This window comes from Streptomyces griseicoloratus, assembly GCF_014534645.1.
Lineage (GTDB): Bacteria > Actinomycetota > Actinomycetes > Streptomycetales > Streptomycetaceae > Streptomyces > Streptomyces griseicoloratus.
Genome location: NZ_JACVQF010000187.1, coordinates 276,510 through 287,857 on the forward strand (window position 1 = coordinate 276,510; position 11,348 = coordinate 287,857).

Below are 11,348 nucleotides of genomic sequence, written 5' to 3' on the forward strand. Positions count from 1 at the left end.
CGCCGTGGGACTCCTGACGCACGGTATCGCCACCGACGTCCCGTCAGCTTGTCGTCCCCCACGGCACCTTGATGTCGGTGTCGTGTGCGGCGACGGTGGTCAGCACGATGCGGAGGCCCTCTGCCGCGGTGTCCACCGCCATGGACGGTACGCCGTAGGCCGAGACCGCGGGCATCTCGGGGGTGTGGGGGACGTGGATGAAGCCTCCGCGCCGCTGCTTGTCCTCGGTCGCGAGCAGGTGCATCAGCCCGTAGAAGACGTGGTTGCAGACGAAGGTGCCGGCGGTCAGGGAGATCTCGGAATAGATCCCGGCCTGCTGGACGGCGGCGGCGCAGCGCTTGATGGGGAGGGTGGAGAAGTACGCGGCGGGCCCGTCGGGGACGATCGGCTCGTCGACGGGCTGTTGGCCGTCGTTGTCGAGTCCGGGGCTGTCGTCGACGTTGATGGCGACGCGCTCGATCGAGATGCCGCGCCGGGGGGACAGGCCCAGACACACCACGAATTGGGGGTCGGTTTCCAGCACGGCGCTGCGCAGCGCCGGGATCGACTTGGTGAAGACGCAGGGGAGCTGGACCGCGGTGACCTCCAGCCCTGCCGGGGGCTTGTCCTGCAGCAGTTGGGCTGCGGCCCAGGAGGGGTTGTAGGTGTCCTGCTGGAACGGCTCGAATCCGGTGACGAGTACGCGGGTCATGGGGAATGGGTTCCTTCCTGGAGTGTTCTGCCCCTTCTTTTCCTGCCTGTCCCCGCCCCCATCACCCCCACCGCCCCTACTCGATGTAGACGCTCGCTCCGTTCTGGGTGGTCCGCCCGCCGGGCAGGACCCATCCTTCGGGCGCGCCCCAGCAGCCGGCGTTCGGGTAGATGTAGGCCGTCCGGTCGGTGTTGTTGACGACGGTCACCATGAAGCCGTTGGCCGGGTAGCAGCCGTGCGGGTTGGTGTGTGCCTGGCCGTTCACGATCAGCACTCCGGTGGCTGCGGCGGCGGACGGAGCCTGGGGCGCGAGAGCGAGAGCCCCGACTGAGGCCAGGACGCCGAGTGCGGCAGTGATGCGTCGCATGCGTGAAGTTCCTTTGCTTCGGACGAGGGGTTCGCGCATTGAGCATGAATTGCGCAGTTGACGTTTCGCACCGTAGCGGCGCTCACCCCGTAATGTCCGCCGCCTTTCCCTGCGATCGCCCGGGCGGCCGAGCGCATACGGGATCGAACGGGAGGGAAAATACGCGACGGCGCACTGGCAGAGCACGGAGTAAAAAAGGAGTGCGTGAGAACCACCGGCGCTCTGAACGGAATTACCGGTACGCCGGCGCAGCACCGCCGAGCGGATTGCCTTGCGTGGCCCGAGTCGGAACGCTTCGGCGGCAGCGAGCGGCCCCTGCCCTCCTGCGGGCAGGGGCCGCTCGTCGCCGTCGAGGCGGACGGGGAACCGCACGGGGGGCGGGCCGCCGGGTCACAGGTTGTCGATGGACCACCAGACCTTGTCGACGCTGCTGTTCGGTTCGAGGACGACGACTTCGCCCAGGGCGTTGCCGTAGTACGGGGTCATGACCTGGCGTGCGGAACGGCTGTAGATCTTGTACGCGCCGTCGGAGAGCCGCTGGATCAGCTCCCACTGGTACTCCAGACCGGTTCCGCAGGTCCCCTCGGTCACGCGCGGCTTGTTCGCCCAGGGAGCGCCGGGCTTGAGGCACATGCCGGTCTTGGTGTTGCGGATGATGTAGACGAAGCCGGAGACGCGCTCGAACTCCCACTCGTCGGCTCCGAAGGTCGCACCACGGTCGTAGACGTAGTGCACCCACCCCTCCTGGAAGCCGTCGCCCCAGTTGTGCGGCAAGAGACTGCCGCCGGTCTTGATGTTGACGATGTGGGCGTGCAGGCCCTGCGCGTTGGCGGTGGTGGTGGCGGTTACGGCTCCGCCGAGCAGCGCGCCGATCATTCCGAAGACGACCAGGAGTCTGGTCAGGATGCGATGCATGTGCTTCCCTCTCTGCGGTGAAGCGGAATCCGGGTGAACCAGTCGGCTGCGCGCAAAGCTGGTGACTTGGCCATTGAAGGTAGCAATGGAGTAACGATTCACCATTTCTCTGGATGCGCTGTCATGCCATCAGGTGATTAGCCCGCTTCAAACCGTTTTCGGGAAGCGAATGGAAGGCCGGCACCGAACCGGTTGGATTCCCGGGCGACTTCGAGCGCCGGTTCAATCCTCGTTGCACATGCGAGCCCCCGAGGCCTCGAACTTCACTCCCCCGGCTGCGGGGCGGGCGCAGCCCAGGCCGGCACCTTCTCGATCCGGCCGGGGCGATGCCGCACCTACCTCGACAGCAGATACCGTATTACGGAAAATCAATGTCGACATACGGAAGAATCGGCTGAGGGGGCGGGACGTGCGACGGTCGGTGCGAGCCCGATGGTGGTGGTGTCCGGCACACGTTGCGGGCTTCTGCGCACAGGTGCTGCGCGGCCTGGGCCAAGTGGTGTTCCTGGCGAATCCGTGGACGGGAGCCGTCTTCGGTCTGGCCCTGTGCACGGTCGACTGGCGGTACGCCGCGTACGCGGTGGGGGGCGCCGCCCTGGGCACCCGTACCGCCCGCGGGCTCGGCGTGCCCCGCGACCGGCTGGAGGCGGGGCTCGAGGGCTTCAACTCCGCGCTGCTCGCCCTCTGCCTCGCCGTCCTCCTCGGCCCGGACCGGCCGGCCACGGCACTGCTCGCCGCCGCGGGCTGCGTCGTGGTCACCGTCGGCACGGCGGCGGCGGTCCGTGTGCTGCACGTCTGGAACCTGCCGCCGCTGACCCTGCCGTACTGCCTCCTGGCGGTTGCGGTGACCGTCGCCGCGCCGGCCTTCCGGCGGATCTGGCCGTACGGCGACAGCCTCGCCGCGCTGCCCGGCGCGGCCTCCGGGCCGGCCGCCCTGCACCCGGACGACCTGGCGCGGGCGTTCTTCCACAACGTGTCCCAGCTCTTCTTCCTGGAACGGTGGCACGTGGGGGCGCTGCTGCTCGCGGCCGTCTTCCTGGCGAGCCGGACGGCGGGGCTGATCGCCTGCGCCGGCAGCGTGACGGGCATCGTGACCGCCTGGGCGCTCGGGGCGCCGGCCGAGCGGATCGCCGACGGCACCCTGGGCTACAACGGGGTGCTGGTCGCACTGGCGCTGTGCGGGGTGTTCCTGCCGGCGGCGCCGGCCACGCTGCTGTACGGCCTGCTCGGCGCGGCGACCGCGACGGCCCTGACCCCGGCCGTCGCGGCGCTGCTCGCCCCGTCCGGCGGACACGCCTTCACCTGGCCGTTCGTGCTGACGACGCTCGGCTTCCTGGCCGCCGCCCGCTCCTTCCCGCGGCTGACCGCCCCGGACCGCGCCCCGGACCCCGGCCCGGACCCCGATCCGGCCGTCGCCCGTGTCGGCGAGTGCGAGGCCCCCGGCGGAGACGGCGGCCTGCCCGGTGCCGCCGGTGCTGCCGCCTGAGAGAGTCCCTGCCGGGCGGGCCGCCGCCGAGCGCCGAAGTCCGTGAATCTTCGGCCTGTTTCAGGCTTCGGGGCGTCCGTTGGTCCGGCCGCGTTCGAAGCGGGCGAGCTGCTCGGCGGCGCCGCGGGGCAGGTCGGCGACCGCCGCCTCCGGCAATGACGTGATCACGGTGCGCAGCCGCGCGCCCAGGTCTGGCAGCAGGGACCAGGCGGAGGCAGGGGCGTTGACGGCGGCGAGCAGCAGGTCGCCCTCGTAGAAGCAGGCGTCGAGCAGCGGCTCCTCGAGCAGCAAGCGCACGGCGAGCGGAAGGACGTAGGGCAGTGCCACCTGCTGGGAGATGAGGATGCGCAGATCCGCCGGGCGGAGTTCGCCCAGGGGCACGCGCCGCAGCTCATGCACCTTGCGCACCAAGCGGGTCGCGTCACCGGCAGGGGGCGTCCAGCGGGGCGGGTCCAGCTCGTCGAGCGTGCGGTCGAGGTGCAGCAGATGGTCCATGGGGTTCATTCTCGGCGGGGCAGGCAGGGGATCTCAGAGTCATCCGGGTCCGTCAGGTGCCGTACCGGCTCGTCGCCGAGGCCGGCGCTCTCCGCCGGGCGCGTGCGGGCCGCTTCGGGAGCGGCCCGGGATCCGTGACCGGCGGGGAGTGTGGTCAGGCCGGTCCCGGGGGTGGTGTCCAGACCGTGCCGCGGGTCTCGTACTCCAGCATGCTCTCCAGGCCGAGGGCGGCGTCGGTGCCGAGTTCGCGGCGGGTCAGCCACAGGGCGAGGTCCAGGCCGGAGGTGACGCCTCCGGCGGTGACCAGGTCGCCGTCGTCGACGACGCGGGCGTTCTTCACACGACCGCCCTGCTGTTCGAGGTCCTGCCGCGCCCGGTGGTGGGTGGTGCAGGGCCGGCCGTCGGTCAGGCCGGCGGCGGACAGGAGCATCACTCCCGTGCACAGGGCGCTGATGGTGAGCCCCGGGCGGGGGGCCTTGGCCAGTGCCTTCGGCAGCGCACCCCGTCGGATTTCGGCCCAGACGCCGGGGTCCTCGCGGCGGGCGTATCCGCCGCCGGGGACGACGAGGAGGTCGGCCTCTTCAGGCGCCCAGGCGTGCTCGGCGCGGAGGGCGGTGCCGAAGGCGGCGGTGACGGTGCGGGGGCCGTCCAGGGCGACGTAGCGCACGTCGACGGTGCGGTCGGTGAAGTGGCCGGAGGCGGCGAACACCTCGTAGGGGGCGGCCAGGTCGAGTTCCTCCACGCCGTCGAAGAGGACGACCTGGACGCGGAACGGAGGGTCGTCGCCTCGTCGGGAGGGGGCCGCGGTGGCGCTGTGCGGGGAGGCACCGGCCGCGAGGCCGGCGGCGCCGAGCGCGGTCGCGCTGCGCAGAAGGGTGCGTCGTTTCACAGGGTCCTCTCTTCTCTTTCCTGGCCCTTCCTGGCCCTTCCTGGGCGGTCGGCAGGTGCAGGAGGGCGGCTGGGGTCCGCGAAGGTGGTGGTGGCTGGGCGGTGTCCGTCAGAGGGTGTTGACGATGCCCCGGCGTTCGTACTCCAGGACCTCCTCGGCGAGGAGGGCCATGTCCGGGCCGCAGAAGCGCTCGAGAAGCCAGATGCCGAGGTCGATGCCGGACGTGACGCCGCCGCAGGTGACGAGGTCGCCGTCGTCGACGACCCGGCCGCCGACCACGCGCCCGCCCTCCCGGCGCAGATCGTCCTGGGCGATGTGGTGGGTGGTGCACCGGCGCCCGGCCGTGAGACCGGCGGCGGACAGCAGCATGGTGCCCGTGCACACCGCGCCGAGGACGAGGCCCTTGCGGGGCGTCGCCTTCAGGGCGCGGGGCAGAACGCCCCGTTGGATCTCCCGTTGCAGCGCGGACCCCTCGCCGTACCCCGCGCCGGGCACGATGATCACGTCGGCCGACCGGGGCGACCAGGTGTCCCGGCACAGGATCTCCAGGCCGGCGGACGTCTTCACCCGCCGGGCCGCCTCGACGTGGACGAAGGACTGCACGACCAGCTCTTCGCCGGCGATACCGAACACCTCCACGTGACCGGCGAAGTCCTGCTCCTCGATGCCGTCGTAGAGCACGGTGTGGACGCGCAGCGGGCGCTGGGTCCGGGTACCGGGGTGCGTGAGCGGGGCGGCGCCCGCGGGTCGGCTGGACATGAGGGTCTCCGTGTGGACATGGCAGCGCCGTGGCCGGCGGCCTGGGGAAGCGGGAACGCCCTCAGTCTTGCGGCGGCCGGTGACCTGCGACACCGGCGCGAGCGCCCATGATGCGCAAGATGCGGCCAGCCCCCCGCGGCACGAGGGCACGGCTCACCCGGCGGATCCTCCGGGGCAGGAGATGTGCGCAGTCCGGGTCTTCCGGCCCAGCCGGCGCGTCAGCCCTGGGCGACGGGCCCGGATGCTGCCCGGGTGAGCGTGTCCGCCACCGTCGTACAGGCGAGCCGGGCCACGGACCGCAACTCGGCGTCCGAAGCGCCGGCCCGGCTGAGCACGGCCAGCGACTGGTTGACCGCGACGACGTACGTGGCGAGTGCGTCGAGCGTTGGGGCGTCGGCCGAGGAGTCCTCCAGCGCCGCGCGTACCCGTTGGCGCTGCATGTCGAGAAGCCCACGCACCCGAGTGCTGTTCTCCTCGTTCAGTGCCGGTGACTGCGCGGCGGACTGGGCGATGAGGCACCCCGCGGGGACCGACGGGTCGGCGATACGGCCCAGGATGACGTCGAAGAATGCCTCGACCGCGCGCACCGGGTCACCGGGGTGCGCCGCGAGCGCCTGCTCGTACCGCGCGCCGTAGACCGACGTGTAGCGGTCGAGGCACCGGCGGAACAGGGCGTCCTTGTTGCCGAAGGCACCGTAGAGGGAGCCTCGGCCGAGACCGGTGGCGGAACCGAGGGCATCGAGCGAGGCGTCCGCGTACCCGCGCTGCCAGAACACCCGCATGGCCTGGTCCAGGGCCGCATCGACGTCGAACTGCTTCCGGCCGGACACAAGCATGCACCTCCCGTTTCCAGCGCTTGCCCCGTGAGCCTACCCGCATCTTGGATCGATCGGTCACATTATCTTTGACCGATCGATCCAAGATGCTTAACGTGATGACCAGTGGTTCCGCGTCAGCCCTGCACCGAAGGAATGATCATGAATCTGTCATCGGCCGGCCTCCCCGCGCCCGAAGGCCCCGGTTCCGTCTCCCGGGCGCCGAACCTCCCGGCCCGCTTCACCGACACCTTCACCAGCCGGTACGTCGACACCGGCGACCTGCGCCTGCACGCCGTCACCGGCGGCGAAGGGCCCGCGCTGCTGCTGCTGGCCGGCTGGCCCCAGACGTGGTACGCCTGGCGCCTCCTGATGCCCGCGCTGGCCCGGGACTTCGCGGTCGTCGCGGTCGATCCGCGCGGTGTCGGGCTCTCCGACAAACCCCTGGACGGGTACGACACCGGCACTCTCGCACGCGACATGGTGGCGCTGATGGACTCGCTCGGGCATCACAGATTCGCCATGGTCGGTCACGACGTCGGGATGTGGACCGGCTATGCCCTGGCCGCGGACCACCCTGACCGACTCGACCGCCTGGCCGTCGCCGAGGCCGCGATCCCGGGGCTTTCCCCCGCACCACCTCTTTTCGGCAGCCGGGAGGCCAACGACCGCCTCTGGCACTTCGCCTTCAACCGCCTCGCCGACGTCAACGAGCAACTGGTCAGCGGACGAGAACATCTCTACTTCGGCCACCAGTTCGCCACGAAATCCGCCAAGGCACTGCCCGACTACGCCGTCCGGCACTACGTCGACACCCTCGCCGCCGACCCGGACGCCCTGCGGTGCAGCTTCGAGTTCTACCGCGCACTCGATACGACCATCGCGCAGAACCAGAAGCGCAAGAGCCGACGGCTGTCCCTCCCCGTCCTGGCGATCGGGGGAGCGGAGAACCTGGGCGCATCGGTCGGCGCGACGATGAAGCTCGCCGCCGACGACGTGGAGAGCCTTGTCCTTGCCGAGTGCGGCCACTACCCCGCCGAGGAAGCCCCGGAGGCGATGCTGTCGGCGCTGACCGCGTTCCTGGCCCCGTACAAGAACGGGCACGCATCACACGTCCCCACGGCACGGGGTGGCGAGGGCTAGGCGGTCACGGAGTGTGACCCGTCCCCGGAGAAGCGGAAGGTGTCCCGGTAGGCGGACGGGGTGGTGCCGACCTGTCGTGTGAAGTGGTGGCGCAGCGCCTCGACGGAGCCGAACCCGGTCTCGTCGGCCACCTTCGTCAGCGGCAGCGCCGTCGTCTCCAGAAGCTCCCTGGCGCGCTGGACGCGCTGGGCGAGCAGCCAGCGCAGCGGTGTCGTGCCCGTCTGGGCCCGGAAGTGCCGGGACAGGCTGCGGCGGCTCATCATCGCGTGTGCGGCGATGTCGGCGAGGCTGAGCGGCTCGTTCAGCTTGCCGCGCATCCATTGCAGGGTGTCACCGAGGTCGGCGGAGTCGCCTTCGGGCGCCCGGTATTCGATGAACTGGGCCTGGCCGCCCGTCCTCTGGGGCGGCATCACCAGCAGGCGTGCGACGTCCGCGGCGACCGCCGCGCCGTGGTCGCGGCGGACCATGTGCAGGCACAGGTCGAGGCCGGCGGCGATCCCGGCGGAGGTGAGCACCTGGCCCTCGTCCACGTAGAGCACGGACGGGTCGACGCGCGTACCGGGAAAGAGTTCGGCGAGCAGGCCGGCGAACTGCCAGTGAGTGGTCGCGCGGCGCCCTTCCAGGAGCCCGGCGTGGCCGAGGGCGAAGGCGCCGGTGCAGATCGAGGCGATGCGGGCCCCGCCGGCCGCCGCCTGCCGCAACAGCCGGACGGCACGCGGGTCGGGGACGCGGTCATGGGGGATGCCGGGCACGATGACGGTTGCCGCGTCCAGGACGTCCTCCCAGCGGTACGAGGAGGAGATCCGGAACGGTTGCGCCGGGCCGGCCGTCGTCGGCAGTGCCTGGTCGGCGCAGACACGTACCTCGTAGGCCGGCGCCCCGCCGTCTTGGACGGCGAGCGCGAACACCTGGCAAGGGATGGTCAGGTCGAAGGCCGACACCCCGTCGAGCGCAAGAACCCCTACCACCTGCATACGGCCCGAGCCTACGCCATGGCCCACTGCCCCGGCGGGCCCTCGCAGTGGGCGGACAGCGCGGGCCTGAAAATACTGACGAGCCGCTGTCGATCCGGCCGCGTCCCGTTCGACGTCCTGGTGCGGGCGCATCGCGATACGAGAATGCGCCAGGACCTGACGAGGAGAGATGTGGATCAGCTGCTGAGAGTCATGAACTTCAACGTCTCGAGCGACGGAATCGGTGCCGGTGAGCATCAGAGCCTCGAGAACCCGTTCGGCCACGCCCGACCCGAGAGGCTGTTCGCCTGGGCCGGCGCCACCGCGAGCTGGCCCATGCGCACCGGCCCCGGAGGCAGCCGCGGCCTCGACGACTACTTCACGCGGGACTTCGCACGCAACATCGGCGCCGAGATCATGGGCCGCAACAAGTTCGGCCCGCAGCGCGGGCCCTGGCAGGACCACGACTGGCGCGGCTGGTGGGGGCAGGAGCCCCCGTTCCGCACCCCGGTGTTCGTCATGACCCACCACAAGCGTCCTTCGTTCACCCTGGCCGACACCACGTTCCACTTCGTCGACGACGACCCGGCGACGGTCCTCGAACGGGCGCGGGAGGCGGCACAGGGCAAGGACGTCCGGCTCGGCGGCGGGGTCACCACCATCCGCCAGTTCCTCGACGCCGGCCTCGTCGACACCATGCACGTGGCGGTCTCGCCGGTGAAGCTCGGGTCCGGTCTACGGCTGTGGGAGTCACCCGACGAGCTGCTCGACCGGTTCCATCTCGAGGTCGTGCCCAGCCCGAGCGGGGTGACGCACCACCTGTTCTGGCGAAAGTGACCGGACCTCGGGGCGGCCCGGGGAAGGCTGCGTTGCCTCCCCCGGGCCGCCCCGGGGCAAGTCAGCGTTTGACGCGACCGCGGACGGCCAGGACGGCGAGGCCGAGGAGAACGGGTTCGGCGATGCGGGAGGTCATCTCCGTGTAGGTGCCGGCGGTGGTGAGGTTCTGGCCGGAGGAGCGGAAGACCACCGAGTTGATCGCCACACGCAGCGCCTTCTCGAACCGCTCGGTGGTGACGCGCTCGGACCACGGCCCCGTGGGATTGACCGGGTCGGGGGTGCCGGTGGTCAACGTGAGTTCCTGCCCGGCGGTGACCTGGCGTCCGGTGGTGGCCGGCTTCGGATCGACTGCCGGCACACCCCACAACAGCAGCGCCAGCACGGTGGCGGCCATGGCACCCAGCAGCCAGGCCAGGGCTCGGGAGGCGCGCAGGCCGTAGCCGGAGACGGCCCAGTAGGCGGTCAGCAGCGCCCGCTCGGCCGGCGGCCGGGTGGTGTCGTGGCGACGCATCTCCATCTCGCCGTAGTAGAAGTCGGCCGCATCCGGCTCGTTCTTCCCGTCCTCCAGCGACTTGCGCACTTGCCGGTACAGCGCTGCGAGGGCCGCCGGCCGCAGCACGGGGGTGTCCGCGGGTGGCGGCGTCCAGCCGTGGGCCAGGGCAGGGCGAGCGCTTTGCGCACGCCAGTGGTGTTCCTCGGCCAGCGTGCTGCGCCGGCCCCACCACCAGGGAAGCAGCTGGTGGCGGCGGATACCGCCGGGGGTGCCGGCGAAGGTGCACCAACCGTCCACCCTCAGCTGGTCGAGATGGACGGCGCCGGCGAACCGGCAGTCCGTGAGATCGATGTCGTACAGCGCCACATGCGCTGCGTCCACCCCGCCGATGGATGTCAGACGCACGCCGGGGTCGTGACCGGACAGCAGTGTTTCCGGCAGCGGATCGCCCGGGCCGGACGAGAACGGTGTGGAACGGGCGGATACCGTCAGCGGGCACTCCAGCACCGCGTCTGTCAGATCCAGCTCGGCATGGCGCAGATTCAGCGTGGCCGCCGATGCCCACCGGGTGCGGACACAGGTCACCGCACGTGCGGCTGCCTCCACCGTCACCGGCACGGTGAACACCGCACCGTCCAACTGCACCCTGCTCCCGCACGCCAACGGCCCCAACTGCGACTCGGCCTCGAAACGCGCCCCCTTGAACGAGACGTTCCGAAAGAGCGCCCTTTGGAAAGAGGTCTCGCCGGCAAAGGCCGCCCAGGCGAAGTCGGCCCCGCCGTGGAAGTCCGAGTCGTCGAACGAGGTGTCTCCGGTGAAGGCCGCCTCTTGGAAGAAGGCGCCTGCGGTGAAGGTCACGCCGTGGAACGAGACGTCCGCGCCGAAGGCCGCGCGTTCGAAGAAGACATCGCTGGTGAAGGTCACGCCGGCGAACGAGGTCTCGCCGGTGAAGACCGCGCCTTCGAACGAGGCGTCGCTGGGGAAGGTCATGTCGTCGAACCAGACGTCGCCGGTGAAGGTCGCGTGGTCGAACCGGACGGTGCTCAGGAACGGGAACCGGTCGTCCGAGGTGCGCAAGGCGCGCAGTAACCGGCGAAGCAGACCCGGGGTGAACGGCGTACCGGTGTAGTCGGCGCCGGAACGGGATGCCGGACCGGCCAGGTAGGCATCGCGGTCGGCGTCGGCCAGGTGGGCGAGGCATGAGGTGTGGCCGGGGATGTGGATTCCGCGGCAGCCGACCGGATCCTCGGGTGTGGCGCCGTGGCCGCAGTGCGGCCAGTCAGGCGGGGTCGGCGACGGATCGGGGCTCGGATGGGTCATGCCTGAAGGACGATCGAGCCCGGCCGGACAGTTGCCCGCTCCGCCTCCCCCGCCCCGGCCCCCGGCGCCGAAATCTTCGCCGCAGCACTGAAGTTGCACGGCCATCAGGCCCGAGTCGAGGGACCGCGCGCTGGAACGCCCGGGTGCGGATCCTGGCGCTCCAGCCCGTCGGCGGCGTCCGCCTG

General features: G+C 71.0%; 12 protein-coding genes. 3 read left to right on the forward strand and 9 right to left on the reverse strand.

Translation table 11 applies throughout. The annotated features are described in order from the left end of the window. Nucleotides 1-43 precede the first annotated feature (43 nt). The 3 genes from pcp to H0H10_RS15025 all read right to left on the reverse strand — a co-directional run bounded on the left by pcp (nucleotide 44) and on the right by H0H10_RS15025 (nucleotide 1,973). A complete protein-coding gene (gene pcp / locus H0H10_RS15015) occupies nucleotides 44-691 on the reverse strand; it encodes a pyroglutamyl-peptidase I (RefSeq protein WP_188181423.1) in 648 nt (215 codons plus the stop codon). A gap of 76 nt (nucleotides 692-767) precedes the next feature. Next, a complete protein-coding gene (locus tag H0H10_RS15020) occupies nucleotides 768-1,058 on the reverse strand; it encodes a hypothetical protein (RefSeq protein ID WP_188181424.1) in 291 nt (96 codons plus the stop codon). 390 nt (nucleotides 1,059-1,448) lie between these two features. Continuing rightward, nucleotides 1,449-1,973 (reverse strand): RICIN domain-containing protein, encoded by a 525-nt coding sequence (locus H0H10_RS15025; RefSeq protein ID WP_188181425.1) that lies wholly within the window; start codon nucleotides 1,971-1,973, stop codon nucleotides 1,449-1,451. A 496-nt stretch (nucleotides 1,974-2,469) separates the two neighbouring features. Here H0H10_RS15025 and H0H10_RS15030 point away from each other — a divergent pair, with 496 nt between their 5' ends. Next, the gene (locus H0H10_RS15030) at nucleotides 2,470-3,459 is read left to right on the forward strand and encodes an urea transporter (RefSeq protein ID WP_373566840.1); all 990 of its coding nucleotides are present in this window, start codon (nucleotides 2,470-2,472) and stop codon (nucleotides 3,457-3,459) included. Nucleotides 3,460-3,519: 60 nt separating this feature from the next. Here the strand turns inward: H0H10_RS15030 and H0H10_RS15035 are convergent, their stop codons facing one another. The 4 genes from H0H10_RS15035 to H0H10_RS15050 all read right to left on the reverse strand — a co-directional run bounded on the left by H0H10_RS15035 (nucleotide 3,520) and on the right by H0H10_RS15050 (nucleotide 6,432). Then, complete coding sequence (locus H0H10_RS15035; RefSeq protein WP_188181426.1) at nucleotides 3,520-3,954, reverse strand: contact-dependent growth inhibition system immunity protein; 435 nt, start codon at nucleotides 3,952-3,954, stop codon at nucleotides 3,520-3,522. Between the two features lie 154 nt (nucleotides 3,955-4,108). Next, nucleotides 4,109-4,843 carry a DJ-1/PfpI family protein gene (locus tag H0H10_RS15040; RefSeq protein WP_188181427.1) on the reverse strand — a complete coding sequence of 245 codons (735 nt, stop codon included), beginning with the start codon at nucleotides 4,841-4,843 and terminating at the stop codon, nucleotides 4,109-4,111. Between the two features lie 108 nt (nucleotides 4,844-4,951). After that, nucleotides 4,952-5,602, reverse strand: a complete 651-nt coding sequence (locus tag H0H10_RS15045) for a DJ-1/PfpI family protein (protein WP_188181428.1) — start codon at nucleotides 5,600-5,602, stop codon at nucleotides 4,952-4,954. Nucleotides 5,603-5,820: 218 nt separating this feature from the next. Continuing rightward, the gene (locus H0H10_RS15050) at nucleotides 5,821-6,432 is read right to left on the reverse strand and encodes a TetR/AcrR family transcriptional regulator (RefSeq protein WP_188181429.1); all 612 of its coding nucleotides are present in this window, start codon (nucleotides 6,430-6,432) and stop codon (nucleotides 5,821-5,823) included. 147 nt (nucleotides 6,433-6,579) lie between these two features. On the opposite strand from H0H10_RS15050, the gene H0H10_RS15055 reads away from it, so the two are divergent. Further along, entirely contained in the window at nucleotides 6,580-7,560 is a 981-nt protein-coding gene (locus H0H10_RS15055) for an alpha/beta fold hydrolase (protein WP_188181430.1), read from the forward strand. On the opposite strand, the gene H0H10_RS15060 is transcribed toward H0H10_RS15055, so the two are convergent. Next, a complete protein-coding gene (locus tag H0H10_RS15060) occupies nucleotides 7,557-8,534 on the reverse strand; it encodes a GlxA family transcriptional regulator (RefSeq protein ID WP_188181431.1) in 978 nt (325 codons plus the stop codon). The two genes, H0H10_RS15055 and H0H10_RS15060, sit on opposite strands and share 4 nt — an antisense overlap. Nucleotides 8,535-8,705: 171 nt before the next feature. On the opposite strand from H0H10_RS15060, the gene H0H10_RS15065 reads away from it, so the two are divergent. Beyond that, nucleotides 8,706-9,350: a dihydrofolate reductase family protein gene (locus H0H10_RS15065; RefSeq protein ID WP_188181432.1), complete on the forward strand. Its 645-nt coding sequence runs from the start codon at nucleotides 8,706-8,708 to the stop codon at nucleotides 9,348-9,350. A gap of 61 nt (nucleotides 9,351-9,411) precedes the next feature. Here the strand turns inward: H0H10_RS15065 and H0H10_RS15070 are convergent, their stop codons facing one another. Further along, nucleotides 9,412-11,268: a pentapeptide repeat-containing protein gene (locus H0H10_RS15070; protein WP_223179877.1), complete on the reverse strand. Its 1,857-nt coding sequence runs from the start codon at nucleotides 11,266-11,268 to the stop codon at nucleotides 9,412-9,414. Nucleotides 11,269-11,348 lie beyond the last annotated feature (80 nt).

Bases quoted from the DNA above. Each gene is read 5' to 3' on its own strand.
- pcp (WP_188181423.1), bottom strand. From the start codon at position 691: ATGACCCGCGTACTCGTCACCGGATTCGAGCCGTTCCAGCAGGACACC.
- H0H10_RS15020 (WP_188181424.1), bottom strand. From the start codon at position 1,058: ATGCGACGCATCACTGCCGCACTCGGCGTCCTGGCCTCAGTCGGGGCT.
- H0H10_RS15025 (WP_188181425.1), bottom strand. From the start codon at position 1,973: ATGCATCGCATCCTGACCAGACTCCTGGTCGTCTTCGGAATGATCGGC.
- H0H10_RS15035 (WP_188181426.1), bottom strand. From the start codon at position 3,954: ATGGACCATCTGCTGCACCTCGACCGCACGCTCGACGAGCTGGACCCG.
- H0H10_RS15045 (WP_188181428.1), bottom strand. From the start codon at position 5,602: ATGTCCAGCCGACCCGCGGGCGCCGCCCCGCTCACGCACCCCGGTACC.
- H0H10_RS15055 (WP_188181430.1), top strand. From the start codon at position 6,580: ATGAATCTGTCATCGGCCGGCCTCCCCGCGCCCGAAGGCCCCGGTTCC.
- H0H10_RS15060 (WP_188181431.1), bottom strand. From the start codon at position 8,534: ATGCAGGTGGTAGGGGTTCTTGCGCTCGACGGGGTGTCGGCCTTCGAC.
- H0H10_RS15070 (WP_223179877.1), bottom strand. From the start codon at position 11,268: ATGGCCGTGCAACTTCAGTGCTGCGGCGAAGATTTCGGCGCCGGGGGC.